The sequence below is a fragment of the Nostoc sp. DedQUE07 genome, from assembly GCF_034530975.2.
GTDB lineage: Bacteria > Cyanobacteriota > Cyanobacteriia > Cyanobacteriales > Nostocaceae > Nostoc.
Genome location: NZ_JAVRCC020000003.1, coordinates 50,948 through 67,454 on the forward strand (window position 1 = coordinate 50,948; position 16,507 = coordinate 67,454).

13 protein-coding genes, 1 pseudogene and 1 CRISPR repeat array are annotated in these 16,507 nt (G+C 40.1%); of the genes and pseudogenes, 11 read left to right on the forward strand and 3 right to left on the reverse strand.

What is annotated here, in order from left to right; translation table 11 throughout:
* Window positions 1-622: 622 nt before the first annotated feature.
* The 6 genes from RMZ95_RS02835 to RMZ95_RS02860 are packed head-to-tail and all read left to right on the forward strand — an operon-like array spanning window position 623 to window position 7,565.
* Window positions 623-2,188 carry a Cas10/Cmr2 second palm domain-containing protein gene (locus RMZ95_RS02835; RefSeq protein WP_322685726.1) on the forward strand — a complete coding sequence of 522 codons (1,566 nt, stop codon included), beginning with the start codon at window positions 623-625 and terminating at the stop codon, window positions 2,186-2,188.
* Entirely contained in the window at window positions 2,173-3,165 is a 993-nt protein-coding gene (locus RMZ95_RS02840; protein WP_322685725.1) for a CRISPR-associated protein, read from the forward strand. Before RMZ95_RS02835 ends, RMZ95_RS02840 begins: the two co-directional genes overlap by 16 nt.
* 4 nt (window positions 3,166-3,169) lie before the next feature.
* Window positions 3,170-4,006, forward strand: a complete 837-nt coding sequence (gene cmr4, locus RMZ95_RS02845) for a type III-B CRISPR module RAMP protein Cmr4 (protein ID WP_322685724.1) — start codon at window positions 3,170-3,172, stop codon at window positions 4,004-4,006.
* 4 nt (window positions 4,007-4,010) lie between these two features.
* Entirely contained in the window at window positions 4,011-4,421 is a 411-nt protein-coding gene (locus RMZ95_RS02850) for a hypothetical protein (protein ID WP_196521746.1), read from the forward strand.
* A complete protein-coding gene (locus tag RMZ95_RS02855) occupies window positions 4,414-6,024 on the forward strand; it encodes a hypothetical protein (protein ID WP_322685723.1) in 1,611 nt (536 codons plus the stop codon). The genes RMZ95_RS02850 and RMZ95_RS02855 overlap by 8 nt, the downstream gene beginning before the upstream one ends.
* A 2-nt stretch (window positions 6,025-6,026) precedes the next feature.
* Entirely contained in the window at window positions 6,027-7,565 is a 1,539-nt protein-coding gene (locus RMZ95_RS02860; protein ID WP_322685722.1) for a hypothetical protein, read from the forward strand.
* A 548-nt stretch (window positions 7,566-8,113) separates the two neighbouring features.
* On the opposite strand, the gene RMZ95_RS02865 is transcribed toward RMZ95_RS02860, so the two are convergent.
* Both RMZ95_RS02865 and RMZ95_RS02870 read right to left on the reverse strand, forming a co-directional pair.
* Window positions 8,114-8,458: a hypothetical protein gene (locus RMZ95_RS02865; protein ID WP_409882137.1), complete on the reverse strand. Its 345-nt coding sequence runs from the start codon at window positions 8,456-8,458 to the stop codon at window positions 8,114-8,116.
* 423 nt (window positions 8,459-8,881) lie between these two features.
* Window positions 8,882-9,789: direct repeats of the CRISPR family, unit length 37 nt; unit sequence GTCTCCACTAACTATGTGGAGGCGAATTAATGGAAAC.
* A gap of 165 nt (window positions 9,790-9,954) precedes the next feature.
* Window positions 9,955-10,320 (reverse strand): hypothetical protein, encoded by a 366-nt coding sequence (locus tag RMZ95_RS02870; RefSeq protein ID WP_322685721.1) that lies wholly within the window; start codon window positions 10,318-10,320, stop codon window positions 9,955-9,957.
* A gap of 243 nt (window positions 10,321-10,563) precedes the next feature.
* Here RMZ95_RS02870 and RMZ95_RS02875 point away from each other — a divergent pair, with 243 nt between their 5' ends.
* The 5 genes and pseudogenes from RMZ95_RS02875 (at window position 10,564) to RMZ95_RS02895 (ending at window position 16,002) form a co-directional block, all read left to right on the forward strand.
* Complete coding sequence (locus tag RMZ95_RS02875) at window positions 10,564-12,762, forward strand: ATP-binding domain-containing protein (protein ID WP_322685720.1); 2,199 nt, start codon at window positions 10,564-10,566, stop codon at window positions 12,760-12,762.
* Between the two features lie 365 nt (window positions 12,763-13,127).
* Window positions 13,128-13,790, forward strand: a pseudogene (locus RMZ95_RS02880) (ATP-binding protein); the annotation flags it as partial.
* Between the two features lie 61 nt (window positions 13,791-13,851).
* The gene (gene xisF, locus RMZ95_RS02885; protein ID WP_322685719.1) at window positions 13,852-15,333 is read left to right on the forward strand and encodes a fdxN element excision recombinase XisF; all 1,482 of its coding nucleotides are present in this window, start codon (window positions 13,852-13,854) and stop codon (window positions 15,331-15,333) included.
* Window positions 15,330-15,698 carry a hypothetical protein gene (locus RMZ95_RS02890; protein ID WP_322685718.1) on the forward strand — a complete coding sequence of 123 codons (369 nt, stop codon included), beginning with the start codon at window positions 15,330-15,332 and terminating at the stop codon, window positions 15,696-15,698. The genes xisF and RMZ95_RS02890 overlap by 4 nt, the downstream gene beginning before the upstream one ends.
* 115 nt (window positions 15,699-15,813) lie before the next feature.
* Entirely contained in the window at window positions 15,814-16,002 is a 189-nt protein-coding gene (locus RMZ95_RS02895; protein ID WP_322685717.1) for a hypothetical protein, read from the forward strand.
* 177 nt (window positions 16,003-16,179) lie between these two features.
* Here RMZ95_RS02895 and RMZ95_RS02900 read toward each other — a convergent pair whose 3' ends face one another.
* A complete protein-coding gene (locus RMZ95_RS02900) occupies window positions 16,180-16,479 on the reverse strand; it encodes a hypothetical protein (RefSeq protein ID WP_322685716.1) in 300 nt (99 codons plus the stop codon).
* Window positions 16,480-16,507 lie beyond the last annotated feature (28 nt).

Here is a 16,507-nt window from a genome sequence, read left to right on the forward strand (position 1 = left end):
GCTTTGCCCCGTAAGGCTTTCAGCCAACAAATCGACACACCTCTGAAAAAGAGTATATATCTTATGTGAAATTAAGTAAAATACACACCTCAAACCCTTGTTATGTAAGGCATCGACACACCTCAACGAAAAATATAGGGTTTCGGCGATTCGGCGAGGTGTGTAGATGAACATCTCAAACTTCCCGTTAAGAGTTAATAGTGGCGTTGCATAAACAAGCGATGCAATTAATGTATTGAAATCTAAAACTCCTTATCCTCTCTTTACGTCTGCGCCTCTGCGTGACATAAATCATCTCACAAAAATGCAATACCTTAACAGGGTACACAATTAAATCTTACTCAGACATCCAAAAAATATTTCGTCATTCGCATGAAAAGGTATTTACATTCTCAATTTTTCCGAGAAGATGTAAATGTCACAGTAATTCCCCTAGTGCTACATAACTCCAAACTTGCACAAAACCTTAAATACTATATGTGCTTAATTGGCTTATTTTATTCCTAGCTTACCTCTGAAAATTAAGCGATTAATTGACAAAACAAGAATTATTACAAAGTATAACTACTGAGTACAAGTTCAATTTCTTACTGTAATTTAGACAAGACCGCATCCAGTAACTATGGTAAACGTGGCCAAATATACAGCAATAACCTTTGCTCCGGTGCAAGGGTTTATCGAGAAATCCCGTAAACTCCGAGACTTGTATGGTGCATCTCTGATTCTCTCCTATCTCAGCCAGCAGCTAGTAAAAGAAGCTGAAAAAACTACAACAGTCATTTCCCCAGCAATCCCTAACCTCCAAAAAGGAATGCCAAATCGCATTCTTATTAAAGGAGAATTTTCAAAATCAGAGGTAGAAAAAACCTTATTGTCCGTGTGGAAGGGAATGTTGAAGGAATGTCGATGCTGGATAGAGGAGAAATTACCTGACTATAAATACCACTGGGAGAGGGAGTGGGCAAACTGGGGAAACCACGCCTGGGAAATTTTTTGGGGAGAAGGCGATAGTATTCAAGCAGCGATGGATGATTTAGAAACCCGTAAACTTTCCCGTGGGTGGACTGCCGTCAACTGGATTGGGGAGAGTTCTAGTTTAACAGGTACGGATGGAATTGCATTTCCCGGATTAGGTGGAGAAGAGCGAAATCCTAAAAATCGCCAGTGGACTATAGAAAAAGACGATATTAAAACCTTCTATAAACGCCTTGCTTGTGTATTAGAAAATCGTTCTCAAGATGCAGAACCAGAGGGTAAGTTTTTTGCACTCAATGAAAAATTAAGTGTTCCTGAATTAGTGAAACGTTTAGTCACCCTGCCAGAGATTGCCAACAATTTAGGGATGTCTAAACTAGAAAGCTTCAGCGAAATTTATCGAGGCCCCGAAGCCAAAAATGAGCAAGGTAAAGGACGCTGGACAGGTTGGTTTATGGGTGATGGCGATGAAGTTGGGAAACACCTAAAGGAATTAGCAGACTTAGAAAATGGTGATGACGAACTGAAAAATTTTAGTCAAGCGATGCGTCACTGGGGGGAACACTTTACCGAAGACTTCCCCCAAGAAATCGGTCGGGTAGTTTATGCAGGTGGAGACGATTTTTTAGGCGTAATTTATCGAGACAAAGATCAAGAACCGATTACAGCCCAGCAAGCTTTTGCATGGTTAATCACATTACCCCAAATTTGGGAAAGACATGATCAAAAGATAGGCTTAAGCGTCGGATTTGTTTGGGCAGGTTCTAGCGTCCCTCAAAGAGATATTTTACAACATTGTCGTGAGGCAGAAAAGCTAGCTAAATCTTCAGGGCGTGGGCGAGTCACCATCCGACTTGTCTTTAACAGTGGTCAATATGTGCAGTGGACTTGTCCTTGGGATTATTTAAATATTTTGACCAAGTATCAAGACAGAGAGGAAAAAGCCAACTGGAGTCACATTTATCAAGATTTAGCTCAATTAGAATCCCGACGTGCTTTTAATCTTGATAAAAAGAGCTTTGTCGAAAAATTCGCTATTGAATTCTTTGACATTTACTTTCCAGGTGAAGGCAAAGAATTACTAAATTATGAACGTGCTAAACATCTTGTGGGTTTTGATGATGAAGATGCTCCTTATGACAGAGCAAAAGCCACAATTGATTGGATTAGCAATTTAATTAAAGTAGGCTGGCATTTATGTTCAAATACCTAATCACTATTCGTCCCTTGGGATTAATGTATGGAAGTGCAGGTGCATTTCTTTCACCAGAAAATCTAGTGGGTCGTTCTGGTGCTAAATTCCCGCCAGAAGCTGCGACACTCTCAGGCTTAATGTTTAGCGTTAATAAGACAACAGAAAAGTTTCCTCAAAGTGAGTTGAGTACTAATCTATGCGTTGCAGGCCCATTTTGGGCGAAATACAACGAAAGACAAAATTTTTATATTCCTATCCCTTGGCATAAAATAATTGCCAAAAAAGCCGTTGATGAGTGGCAATTAAAGGATGGTAAATGGGAGCTAGAAAATAAGAGTGAGAAACTAGAACCAGATTATCGTTGGCAAACAATCGATTCTTGGGGAACTCCAGCTAAAGCAATCAGGACTAATGACTATAAATCTGTTGCTGATAATCCTTGGAAATACGTTTCTTTTTTGCATCCCAAAATTAAATCAACTGAACGGTGTGTAGAAAACTCCGATGGACTTTTTCTAGAAAATTCTGTCCAAATGGCAGACGATACCTGTTTAGTTTATCTATCAACGTATCCTATAGAAAACGGCTGGTATCGTTTTGGTGGTGAAAATCATGTTGTCGAAATAGAATGTGAGTCAATCAAAAATAAGAAATTTTTAAATCTATTAAATCAGCCAATAGAACGCACCTTTGCCTTAATTACACCAGCTACATGGGGTTCTAACCGTTTCTCTCACCGCCATCCTCAACATGAAAGCTTCCCTGAAACCGTAGAAATGCTAACAGATAAACCAGTACCCTACCGTTACCGCGCCAAAGGGAATTTAGGAAGGGGACGTTACGCGGTTCCAGCTGGTAGTGTTTATGTGCTTGCAGAACCTTTAAATAAACCTTGGTGGTCATGGGATGAAGCATGGTTTCCCAAAGAAGGTTACAGCCTTAAACGTGTAGGATGCGGTTTATGTTTGCCAACAGAAATTAAAGGAGTCGCCTAAAAAAATGTACAAAAAAGCTTATGGAGTTATTGAAACTTTAGCACCTCTGCACGTCGGTGCAACTGCTGGAGAAGAAAGCGGTAATTTAAACCTCATCTTCCGCGACCAATTTACTCAAACAGGTATTCTTCCCGGTAGTTCGATTCGCGGTCGCCTGCGTTCAGAAATGCGTCTGCTAGATGGAGAACAAGCAGCAAATTATTGGTATGGCAATGAAGCAGGTTCAGAACAATCAGAAATTAATAACGAGTCTATTATCAAATTTGAATACGCTTCTATTCTTTGGCTACCAGTCTTTTGTCCCGGTCAACCAATTGTGTGGGTAACTAGTCCACGTTTACTCCAACGCTACCAAAGAATTGCTGGCGATACTGTCAAATTTAATGGTAAATCTCTCAAAGAAATAGATATACCAGACCCCTATACAGGCTCCAAGAACTTAAAAGCACGAGAATCCCAAGGTAAAAAGACCCTGTTTTTCAATTTAGGATTTTTGACTATCAACAAAATCGTAGACTTATCCCCTTGGTTCCCATCAGGAAAAGAAAAGCCAGCAGTAATAGTAGACGATAGTGATATTTCCATGATTCATGACATGGCTCTATATCGTCAAAGTCGCGTGCGCTTAAAACCTGATCAAAAGGTTGTCGATGGTGGTGGCTTCTTTAACACTGAAGCCTTACCAGAAGGAACTATTTTAGTCTTTCCTATCGCTATCAAAGATGATAAATCAGGGAAGCAATGGGAACCATTAAATGGTACTCAAAGCACAGATATTTATCTTGGCGGTTTAGAATCCATTGGTTTTGGTCACTGTAGTTTAACTTTAAATGGGGTATGAATATATGACTTGGAAATCTTACGACTTAGACCAAGAAGCACAACGCCTAGTCCTCAAACACCGCGACCAAAAAGGCGTTATTGGTCAATCTCACAAAATGCGAATAACTGTAGCTTACGGCTTAGAGAGGTTTTGGGGAGAGCAATTGCGACTTTTAGACAAAGAAAAAGCCAAAGGCGAATATTGGCGCGATACATGGAAAAGCTTTGTCAAAATCATGCAACTGGCTGGAATTAAGCTTCCTCAAGAAGATGTCAGCAATAATGACACTCCAAAAATTCAGCAGTTCGCCGCCAAATTATGGGAACTTCCCATTGAAGATCAAAGAATTTGTTTAGCTGTGCTTACTCAATTCTGTGACAGTTTGGTTTGGTGGACTCAGCGCTACAAAAAATCAGGATTTGCAGATGAATAATAGTAATGAAGTTCCATTAATGTTTCAAGCGCAAATCTCAGGGCGCGGGCAGATTCAATATATCAGAAATCCCGAACAGTCTGAGAGATGGGTTGATGAGTGGGTAGAAGGTTCTGCAATTGACCCTCCCACATTTAACACCAATGTTAAAACAAAAGAATATAAAATAACTTGGCGCTTTGTTTCTAACAGTGGGCAAGACGAAGATATAATTCGGCCAGTCATCGCCGCTAAAGGATTTCCATTTTACCCAGGCGCAAGCATGAAAGGTGCTTTTTTACGTGCTTGTACCTCAGAACAGGGTGTAAGGTATTGCGGTGGTAAACTAACTAGCAACGATGCCATACCAGGAATTCTTCGCTTTCATGGGGGTTATCCTAAAGATGCAACGTGGGCTGAAGAACCATTAATTGATGTAGTTCATCCTCAACAAGATTGGCAAATTAAAAATAACGGTAGCCACTCAGCATTTATTCAGATATCTCTCTATCAACCTACCTTAATATTTGGCATTTCTAGCACCGAAGCACTAGAAGCTAGTGAATGGGAGATTATCTGGAGTATTTGGGATAAAGCTATTGAACGAGGTATTGGTTCTAGAGTTAGTGCTGGTTATGGTCAACCGATAAATCACCCAGAAACTAAATTAGTCTCTGTTAATCTGCGTGGACAAGGATTAGCCTCACAATTAATTGATAAAACAGGCGAGTTTCGTCCCAATATTTTTAAAGCTGCTTTACGTGGTCACACCCTGCGGTTATTTAGTGGCATTACTGATGAAAATACAGCCGAAGAATTAACTAGAGAACTTTGGGGCGGATTTGCAGGGAGAAATGGTGCTGTTGTCGGGCAGTTAGGAATTGCTTTTAATGCTGTTGATTTAGAAATGGATGTATATCGGTATGGGAATGTAACCATGCCTATTTATGAATTAAATGCAGGAACTTTAAATATTCTTAGCATGGGTAATACCTCAAAAGAATATAAAAAAGAATTAAAAACATTAGCAACACAAATTTTAAGATTTGCTATGCTGCTTGGTGGCTTTGGTAAATCTTGGCGACGAATTGACCATCGCCTATTCTTTCCAGAGTATTTAAATGGTAAACCCATGATAGGTTGTCATTGGGAATTCCCCAAGCAATCAAATCAATATTATTTTCCAGTAAACAGCCTCAGTCACATTACTAATATCCTGAATGATATTCATAAGACTGTAAATAACTGGCTGAAATTAAAAGATAAAACCCCAATTAATAAATTAACTTCTTGGCGCGAATCATTCCATCCACAGAAAGTTCAAGTTTGGGGAAGGATTGCAGAAGATGAAGATGATAGTTTAGCCGTGAGATGGTTTCACGGTAATTACCAAGGAAGCAAATCAATTAAAGGCTCAAATCTTACAGGTAAGATGAGTCAAATTGGTAGAATTTGGCATCGTATGTACCCGCGCTATATCAAAAACAAAGAAGGAGAAATGAAGCGTAAGGGAAAAGATTTTATAGAGCTACTCACCATTTTCCCTGATAAAAAAGATGAGAGAACAGAAGAATTTTTAGCTTTCTTAGCAACCAGCGGATTTACCAAACTTTGGGGGGTGTAAATATGAGTATTTGGATTATCACAACGGGTAATAGCGATGTCCTCCTCAAGCATAATAAAAGTTGGGGAAATTTATATGATGAAGTCAGATATGATTTGGAGTGTACAGAGTTTGCTTCACCTACCCAAAAAGACCCCTATAATAAAGAGGCTGGATATACAATACCTGCTAGGGTTTTAGGTCTAGTATATGAAAATCAGCCTGATTATTACGAGTTAGATTTAAAGTTTCCACTGCTTGATACTTATTATCAATATTTCGTAGAGCAAAGTATCAAGCCGGAAAAAATTATAATTCTGCTCACAGACCAATCTCAAATATTCAATCAAGACAAAATAATTTTTGAGAAATGCCCCTACTGGCAAGACACTTGTACACTTAAGCCTCTATTAGAGTGGTATTTGCAAGGAAAATTTGACTGTCAATTAGAATTTTTATATCTTGCACCAAAAACTGATGATAAAGGTATAGATAATTGGAATGAAACCCTTTTTTTGGTAGAAGAAGCATTCCGCAAGTTAGACTTTAATCCACTAAAATCTGTTTATGTTAGTCATCAAGCTGGAACACCAGCGATATCTTCTGCTGTACAATTCGTTAGCTTAGGCAGATTTCAGAAAGTTAAGTTTTTAGTTAGTAATGAATATTTTGATGAAAATTATGAACATAAATCTAAATCAGAAGCTATTGAAAGCTCTAATTATTGGCGGGGAATGCAGATTCAAAAAGCAAAGCAGTTAATTATAGGAGGCTTCCCTGGCGCTGCGCTCAAAATTTTAGAAGATATAGATAGAATAGACAAAACTGCTATAGCTAACTTAGAGAAGATTGTTGATTTTTTTAATCTCCATAGTACTTTAATAACTAGTGGACAAGATTTTGAGATTCCCCAAGCTACTCAACGAATTGTTGACAGTCTTGATCTGATAAGTTTTTTCTTTAATCAGAAAAATTATCTCCAAGGTATTACTCTACTTGCTGCTGCTCAAGAAACTTTTTTGAAAGTAGCAATTATATCACAAGTAGCAATGATTAATCAAAGTATTAATTTATCAAATGGAGATACTCGAAATGTCTCCGAATTAATTGAATGGGTTCCACTAGGGTTACATTTATCTAAATCTATCAAAAATGAGACCAATACTTTTAAAATCGATATTCTACGAATTCTTAAATTTCCAGTTGAGAAAATCAATAATAACTTTGGAGTAACTAATAAAAATGATTTGCTCATTGATTGGTTAAAAAATATAGATAATAATTTTCATGATTGGCCTTTACTCAGATGGTATTGTTATAAAAACAGGAATGCTAATGATGATCTTCGTAATCAACTAATGCACAATTTGCGTGGTGTAGAAGATCGGGAAGTGATAAGCTATCTTCTAGGATACGAAAACCATCAAGCACCTGATGTAATGACTGCTTATGTAAATTATGTTAAACGCCCATTCTTAGAGGCGATCAACTATTTTAAACTTCCTTATAAAAGAGAGAAGTTGAATAAGAAACTTCAAGAAGTAGCAGACTCTCTTATTTAATAGCTAAAGCTATAAATAAAATTAAGAGTGTAGAAATAGCCGGAAACTTGGAATGCGATATCGCTATTATTTGGAATTTCTGTAGGTATTTTGGTGATTGAATAATCTTTGCTATGGTCAAGGATCTACTTTTTGCTTTCTAGAGTGGAAGCTCTTGCGGCGGGGTCAGCAAAAGCGGGTAATGCTTATTATCTCGTAGACCCCGCCGATGTCCTGCTGTTTAAGGGTTTCAGGGTTTTTATGTGTATGTAATATGATTGAATTTAGCTGTAGACCTATACCCCATCGCAAATGGCATCTGGACATCAGGCTGCGTAAGGGGTTAAATAAGAGGGTCGCTTCTCTTCGGAGAAGTGGAATTAATGGAAATATTCATAGCGGTCTTAGCAGTGTATGCTCCATATAGAGCGTCGCTTCTCTTCGGAGAAGTGGAATTAATGGAAATCGGAATGCGTAGCAAGGTGCCCTGAGTACGGAAGCGGTCGCTTCTCTTCGGAGAAGTGGAATTAATGGAAACGAAAATCATTGTGGCGTATAACCGTTGAGGGTTAGATGATAACGAAGTCGCTTCTCTTCGGAGAAGTGGAATTAATGGAAACCCCTCGTGTCCACGGTAAGAAGCTATTACTGTTACAAGTCGCTTCTCTTCGGAGAAGTGGAATTAATGGAAACTTCTCATTTTTATACCAATAGTATGGTGCTTCAGGTGTCGCTTCTCCAATGAGAAGTGGAATTAATGGAAACATACCTTTTTGATGTGCTGCTGACTTCAGTTTCTTGTCGCTTCTCCAATGAGAAGTGGAATTAATGGAAACTTGCTCTAAGTCGGCTATTTGTTCTGAGTCTTTTGGGTCGCTTCTCCAATGAGAAGTGGAATTAATGGAAACGTCCAAAAGCAATCCCAATCCATTTTGATTTCACCGTCGCTTCTCCAATAAGAAGTGGAATTAATGGAAACTACTTAACTTCTTGAATGATGTTTGTCTTCTCAGGTGGTCGCTTCTCCAATGAAAAGTGGAATTAATAGAAACAATGTAGTTCCATCCCCTATTTGACCATAGGAAAGTCCGCGAACCCATAGCTGTTTTTTCAAAGATGCCAATTTTCAAGGCTCAAACCCCTACTGCAACTATTCTTGAGCGATTATAAACCCAAGGGAGGTTCGCGGAAACCCTGAAAAGCTTACACTGAAGATGTTTGAAGCATCTTTATTGAAAGGGAAACTTGACAGGCAATGCCTGAAACAGTACTTTTGGATCAGGTTTGCGAAAATAGACGCTGTAAGTCCTTTACTTTATGGCTTCTAGCCCCCAGCTGTCTCCACTAACTATGTGGAGGCGAATTAATGGAAACGTAAATCTTTGTCTAAATAAAACGTATGTTGATAGCGTCTCCACTAACTATGTGGAGGCGAATTAATGGAAACCCCACTCTGGAAGAATATCGTGAAGATGATTAACGTCTCCACTAACTATGTGGAGGCGAATTAATGGAAACCATGTATGGGATGAGTACTAATGTCGAATAAGAAGTCTCCACTAACTATGTGGAGGCGAATTAATGGAAACATAAGTCCTTGGAAATTTACCAGTAGTTGAATCTGTCTCCACTAACTATGTGGAGGCGAATTAATGGAAACATTCTGAATACGAAGGAAGAATCGAGTGTTTGCCAGGTCTCCACTAACTATGTGGAGGCGAATTAATGGAAACGCCTTTAACTTTATCTGCCATTATCTATAAAACGTCTCCACTAACTATGTGGAGGCGAATTAATGGAAACCCTACTGGTACTTGTCCTACACTGGCGATCGCTGTGGTAAGTCTCCACTAACTATGTGGAGGCGAATTAATGGAAACTTTCAAGAATTCAAAGAAGGTATTGAAAGAGGTATCGTGTCTCCACTAACTGTGTGGAGGCGAATTAATGGAAACACGCTTTGTGGTGATAGCAAGCCCCATTAGTTCAGGTCTCCACTAACTGTGTGGAGGCGAATTAATGGAAACCTCAATTTCTATCTCAATAGGGTAAGCACCCATAAGGTCTCCACTAACTGTGTGGAGGCGAATTAATGGAAACTTGATGTTGGCGCCGACTTACTGCTTGATTTTTGAGTCTCCACTAACTGTGTGGAGGCGAATTAATGGAAACTAATTGCCAAGTCGGCAGGATGGGCAACTTGAGAAAGTCTCCACTAACTGTGTGGAGGCGAATTAATGGAAACTTATTAACCTACTCGATAAACTGAAATCCACAAATCGTTTCCACATAATTAGTGGAGACAACTCAATAGAAACAACAGGTGCGAAAGCTTCCCCTTTTATTTCTCCGCTGCTTCTCTCAAGTTTGCGCCGTCACTAAAATAACAACTAAATAATCAAATGAGAATTTACCGCTCCAATACTTCCAACTGATAAATTCTTAAAGATGGATATTCTGCCATTAAGCGCCAGCAGCAGTGTTCAGGTGGTAAAGAAGGTCTGTCATTACAACGATATAAAAATACTGGCTCATCTCTCAGAAGTCCTGTCAGTGCCACTTGTTTCCAGTCCTGTTCGCCTAGATCCCAAATCAGATGCGACTTACCGAGGTATCCTGCATTCATTAGACTAGCAAACAGCCACTCTATAATCTGCTGAATTTTTTGCATATCCAGTCCACTATCACCTTGACCGTAGCATTCGATTTCAAGCTTATTAGATTTTGGCTTTATCAGTCCTAGCAGTAAAGACGGTATTTTCAAAAGACTGTTCATTATCCAGAGACACCCATTAAATATATTTATGGTGGGAGAAGGGTAATTTTAGTCTTCCCAATAATTGAGATGGTGTATCGAATATCTATAAATATTTAATTAACTGTTTTAATCTGGACGTTTTAGAATTTAACAGTTAAAAATAATTAATTATTGTAAGAACGTTTCGATGCAAAATTTATAGCTGATGATTAAATTAAAATCTCAGCAGTATTTTATATAAATCATTAAATAATTATATTTATGGTTGCAGCTACCAATAACCAAGTTGTTGCTTGGAAGTTTATTGAAACCGAGTCAACTGGTGGAGCAGGTTATCAAGGCGAACGAATCGTTTGGGACACACTTCGTCAGAACTTGATGCAAGGAGAAGGAGTTGCGATATGGGGCTACCGCGCTTTCTCCCAGGAGGAACGAACTCGCCGCGAGATGGATATTTTACTTGTTAGCATGGATTTGGGGCTAGTCATCATCGAAGTGAAATCTATCGCTATCAATGATATCGAAAATGTTGAGGCTAACCGATGGAAAATGATAACTAGTTTTCACAAGAAATACCTCGCTCCGATCGAGCAAGCTGAAAAACAAGCGTTTAGTATCATAAATCGCTGCGACAGAAATCCGTTCCTTTACGAGAAGGTTGCAGCAAGAGTTATTGTAGCTCTACCAAAAATTACACGCCGTGCTTGGAGAGGTAAAGGATTTGACGATAACCATCTAGCCTGCCCACCGATTATCTTCAAAGATGATTTAGAACGGCAACCAGATTTACTCGATTACATTGTTAATAATGCTACGGTTATTCGTCATGCTGCTTCAACTTTGAACGACCAGCAGTGGCAGCAGTTACTTAAAGAAGTTGTCTCTCCGATACCAACGAAAACGCCTCCAGTCATCCAAAACACTACACCGTCACCGCGTAGTCAAGCTATCGTTCACCTGCGTGAGTGGATTAGTGAGGTTGACTGGCAGCAAACTGAAATTGGAATGCAAATACCTCCAGGGCCACAGCGCATTCGAGGTACGGCAGGTTCGGGTAAAACACTTTTGCTTTGTCAGAAAGCAGCACGGATGCATTTACGTCATCCAGATTGGGATATTGCTTTAGTATTTTTTACCCGAAGTCTTTATAACTTAATTATCGAACTCATAGATCAGTGGTTACGCTACTTTAGTGGCGGAGAGGTTTGCTACAACGCTAAAAGTTCAAAACTTAAAGTACTGCACGCTTGGGGTGGAACAAAGCAACCAGGACTGTACAGCACGATTTGTAAAGCTTCTCGTGTGCAACCTAAAAATGTGAGCCATTTCCCCAATTTCACTCCAGAAACGGCTTTAGCTGCTGCGTGTCGAGATTTGCTTGAAGTTACAACAATACCACCACAATTTGATGCCATCTTAATTGATGAAGGACAAGATTTAATCATTGATGACGATGCACTGAAATTTCAAGGCAAACAACCATTTTATTGGATGGCGTATCAAGCCTTACGATCGCCAGAGTCAAACACACCAGAACTGCGACGATTAATTTGGGCTTATGATGAAGCACAAAGCCTAAACAGCTTAGTAATTCCTACTTCAAAGCAAGTTTTGGGAAGCGAACTCAGTCAAATCATCGGTGGTAGTAGTGGGGGATTCTATCTTGGCAAGATTAGAAAAGCTCACGTTCTAAAACGTTCGTATCGCACTCCCAGGTGTATTCTCGCTGCTGCCCAAGCCTTGGGTATGGGATTACTGCGACCCGAAGGAATGCTGGCAGGAATTACCAACAAAAAGGATTGGGAACGAATTGGCTATCAAGTAACCCAAGGAGATTTTCGCATTCCTGGAGCAACTGTTACTTTAACAAGACCCCAGGAAAATTCGCCCAATCCTATACAGACGCTTTGGGATAAAGAACTGATATCGTTTCAATCTTACAGTTCTCGGCAAGCCGAACTTAAAGCTTTGGCTAATTCCATTAAGCATAATATTGAAGATGAAAAGCTAAATCCCAGTCAGGATATTTTAGTAATTGTTTTGGGGAATAGTTTTGAAACCAAAAGGCTCCAAGAACAAACTGCTAATCATATTTTAGCTGCGGGAATGAATTATTATATTCCGACTGCACCAACAATTAATTGTTTTCCGGATAATAAGCACAATGTTTTTCCAAACCGTTTTTGGAATCCAGATAGCGTGACAATAGCAGGAATTCATCGTGCTAAGGGTAATGAAGCAAGCGTAGTTTATGTTGTTGGCTTAGATTATATTGCTCGGAATGAAAGCAATATTACTGCACGCAACCAACTTTTTACTGCGATGACCAGAACTCGTGGTTGGCTTTATTTAAGTGGGATTGGTAACTATCCTATGTACCAAGAGATTCGTCAGGTTATACAAAGTGACAGCACTTTTACCTTCACGTTCCAACGTCCTAAGCGTGATGTGAGCGAATAATTTGATAGTTCACGCTATACAGGACTCGTATTTGGTTTTTGAAAAACAATAGTGACTGGAAGCTTGCTATACAAAGGTTTCTTGCTCAGTATACTGAGCAAAATTTAAGTAAGATTCTCATATCAATAGCATCTTAACATAACTTAATATTTTCCCCTGCCATCGACTGTTAATTTTTCATACCCCTAAAGCCTTTATTTACAATGCTTTCAAGAAATTATCCAACTTTTTTATTCGGATTTTACCTCATGTACCAGTATCAGCTTCTTTAAGCTCATTAAATTATCCAACTTTTAATTTTTCTACATACGGAATAGTAAGGGTTTCAAGCCTTAATATTATCCAACTTTTTTATCTCGTCACATTTGGCGGCTTCTGAGCAAGTTAGCGCTGATTTGTTGGGGGATTATCTATTTTTGGGCGAAGTCTCTTTGGATGGCAGTTTACGTCCTGTGGCTGGTGTATTACCGATCGCAGCAGCAGCCCAAAAGATGGGAATTGCAGGTTTAGTTCTCCCTGCTGATAATGCCCAAGAAGCAGCAGTGGTTGAAGATTTGGCTGTTTACGGCTGCAAGCATTTGTCTGAGGTGGTGGATTTTTTAAATAATCCGGGGCGTTACAAACCTGTACAGATAGATAGTACAACACAGACAACAACAGTATCCTACCCTGGCGCAGATTTACATGATGTCAAAGGACAGTCTCATGCGCGTCGTGCTTTAGAAATTGCTGCGGCTGGCGGGCATAATCTCATTTTTGTCGGGCCGCCTGGTAGTGGGAAAACCATGCTAGCAAGGCGCTTACCAGGAATTTTACCGCCGTTGAGCTTTGCCGAATCTTTGGAAGTGACTCGCATTCATTCGGTAGCTGGTTTATTGAAAAATCGTGGTTCATTGGTACGCGATCGCCCTTTTCGCAGTCCCCACCACTCGGCATCCGGGCCTTCTCTTGTGGGTGGCGGTAGCTTCCCTCGTCCTGGAGAAATCTCATTATCTCACAGAGGTGTACTTTTTTTGGATGAGCTGACAATGACGAGTACTTATTAATGTCGGAAATTTCTGGACGATATCACAATGGTAAGCTGACAAAATGCTGAAATCTGGATACATTTGTTTTGAAAAAACAGCCATTAGGCGCACTGGATACGCCCGACTATCCAGGCGCGAACAAACTTTGGGGACACACACCTTAGAGCAACACATCGCGCGATTGCGATCGGCAGGGGCAACCGAGGTTTTCTGGGATATCGCCTCTCGCTCCAGAGATGACCGAGTGGGTTTGAACAAGATATTGAAAATGGTGTCAAATGGTGAGACATCCGAAGTAATCATGATTCGGATCGACCGCATGACCGATTCCCACGCCCTAATGGAAAAAGCGATCAATATATTCCTCGATGCCCAAATACCTTGTCGCGGACTCGATGACAACATTGATTTTTCCACAGTCGGCGGGAGGATGCACGCGCGGATTCTGGTAACGATCGCGCGTGGGGAAGTTGAGAGACTTCAAGAGCGAGTGTTAAATGGTTGGGAGTTTGTCAGAGAGCGAGTTGCAGCTGTAAATCCACCATTCGGATACAAAATAGCCAGTGAGAAACATCAGCTAGACACTTCCCCGTTTCTCTGCTTGCGAGAAACCAAGCAAGAGGTATCAAAGGCGGCTATTGGCAGAGAAATAGTCGAAGCTTTTTTGAAGGAGAAAACTTTACGACTTGCCTTAAGATTCATCAACGAGCGCTACGGAATCACTACTTATTCCCACGGCAAGGGAAGATACGCTCAAGGCTTATTTCGATTCAGTCCTGGAGGCTTGCGCGACTGGCTTTTGAATCCTGTAATTAGGGGGCATATCTGTTACCTTCGTAAGCGCGATGGGCAGAGGCTGCAACCCGAAGATTGGGACATTCGATACAATACCCATCCAGAAGAACGGCTGATAACTGATGAGGAATTTGGGCAAATTCAAGCTATCCTCAAGCACAATAAACAAGTCCGAGGTTATGGAGCTACTGCCCTCAAGTATCCGCTTTCTGGGTTGATATTTTGTGGTGAATGCCGCAGTGCTTGCTACTCCGTTACAGGTAGTCGCGGTCGTAATTTGCCTGGGCTTAACTATTACTTTCAATGCAAAAATTGGCGCTTGCGGGCCTGTCCCCAAAAGCAAATGGTAAGAATGGAAGTAGCAGAGGAATCGGTGGTGAATGCTTTGATTACCGCAGCGGAGAAAATTGCCACACAGTACGCATTTGGGGGCGGCGCAGAACTTGAACCAACGGAAATTAGAGAATTGCGATCGCGCTTACAAGCCCTCAATGAAATTGCTGGATATGACGCGGATATTGAAGCCGCAAAAGAAAAACTTCGTTTCAGAATTAAAGACAAGCAGTATAGTTTGTCGCTTCAAAATCAGCAGCAAAATACAAGTAATGAAAAGCTCTTATCAACTTTTCTCGAAAAGGATTATTGGCGGACTCTCATGGATGGAGAAAAACAAATAATTTATAGAACTTTGGTGGAGAAAGTTGTTGTAAGATTTGGGGAGGTAGAAAAGGTCGTTTTAAAAGTATGAAAACTAATATTTCGATGATAGCCAAAACCAAAATTCAAGGCATGGATGTCATTAAAGAATCAACTGTTAAGCCTTACGCAGCCTGGGATGTTGAATGGAAAGACGGACGCGAATATGCCAAGGGTCAGGTTGCGACCAAGTATGGATTTGTGCTTGTTTATTCTGAGAAACAAGATAATAGGAATTATACTTATTTTAGATTTATCTGGGATGGAACTGAGTACTACAGAGGAATTGGAAAAAGCTACTCGCAGAGGTATTTGGTAACGCTAGCCCACAGATATGCAGAAGAAATTTTTCTAAAGTGCAAGCGATCGTCTCTGAAGTTCGATCGGTGCGAAGAAGAAGCTTTAGCAAAGCATTAACTATTAAGTCTTGCCAAATGGCAAAAAAAGTTTTACGAATTTATGAGCATTTGAAGGGTATTGTTGGTGGCGATCGCCCGTAAATATAAATTGCCAAATGGCAAAATGGAGAATCATGACTATTGAATGCCCCTGGTGCGATCAAGCGATTGAAGATGGTGAATTAGAACCTGAATTTGAGTTCAAACTTACATCCTCATGGAATCATGCCGGGGCTTGCTGCAATTTGTGTGACGCTGAAGTACTAGAGACTTGCCAACTAGAAAAGCGAGGCGACGAGGAAGAGGAAGATTACTATTATTAAAAATTTAAAAAGATGCCCACTGGGTATGTGCATACCATCGCTTCTCCCTCCTGCTTTCGGGAGCGCACAACTCCTTTATGACCTCTCCTTATCTGCGGCATTATCCGCATGGGTACAACTGTTGGCAGCTAGCCAGTGGCACAGCAGGCATCCATTATTATTATATCAATTAACAAATTAGTTACCCCAATGCTGTAAGTGATACGCAAGTGCTGCATTGATTTCTTCGGCCATTTCTGCTGGAGATTTTCTTCTCGAACCGCCTAGATAATAAGAGCATCCCGTTAAATAATAAACCAACTGCTTGTCACCATTTTCCAGACAACAGTACATTTCTAAGCTCATGCTCTCTCTATGTTTTACAATCAAAATATTCGTATTGAAATGGATGATTAATTTTTCATCATCTGAATGCTCGGATTCCTCGAAAGACGCTTTGATAGTTTTTAAGTCAGCTTTTTCAAAATATATTTCCATATAAAGCTTCAGACCAGGAAAATTTTCC

Bases quoted from the DNA above. Each gene is read 5' to 3' on its own strand.
- RMZ95_RS02835 (WP_322685726.1), top strand. From the start codon at position 623: ATGGTAAACGTGGCCAAATATACAGCAATAACCTTTGCTCCGGTGCAA.
- RMZ95_RS02875 (WP_322685720.1), top strand. From the start codon at position 10,564: ATGGTTGCAGCTACCAATAACCAAGTTGTTGCTTGGAAGTTTATTGAA.
- RMZ95_RS02850 (WP_196521746.1), top strand. From the start codon at position 4,011: ATGACTTGGAAATCTTACGACTTAGACCAAGAAGCACAACGCCTAGTC.
- RMZ95_RS02900 (WP_322685716.1), bottom strand. From the start codon at position 16,479: ATGGAAATATATTTTGAAAAAGCTGACTTAAAAACTATCAAAGCGTCT.
- RMZ95_RS02895 (WP_322685717.1), top strand. From the start codon at position 15,814: ATGACTATTGAATGCCCCTGGTGCGATCAAGCGATTGAAGATGGTGAA.
- RMZ95_RS02855 (WP_322685723.1), top strand. From the start codon at position 4,414: ATGAATAATAGTAATGAAGTTCCATTAATGTTTCAAGCGCAAATCTCA.
- RMZ95_RS02840 (WP_322685725.1), top strand. From the start codon at position 2,173: ATGTTCAAATACCTAATCACTATTCGTCCCTTGGGATTAATGTATGGA.
- RMZ95_RS02870 (WP_322685721.1), bottom strand. From the start codon at position 10,320: ATGAACAGTCTTTTGAAAATACCGTCTTTACTGCTAGGACTGATAAAG.
- xisF (WP_322685719.1), top strand. From the start codon at position 13,852: ATGCTGAAATCTGGATACATTTGTTTTGAAAAAACAGCCATTAGGCGC.
- cmr4 (WP_322685724.1), top strand. From the start codon at position 3,170: ATGTACAAAAAAGCTTATGGAGTTATTGAAACTTTAGCACCTCTGCAC.
- RMZ95_RS02860 (WP_322685722.1), top strand. From the start codon at position 6,027: ATGAGTATTTGGATTATCACAACGGGTAATAGCGATGTCCTCCTCAAG.
- RMZ95_RS02890 (WP_322685718.1), top strand. From the start codon at position 15,330: ATGAAAACTAATATTTCGATGATAGCCAAAACCAAAATTCAAGGCATG.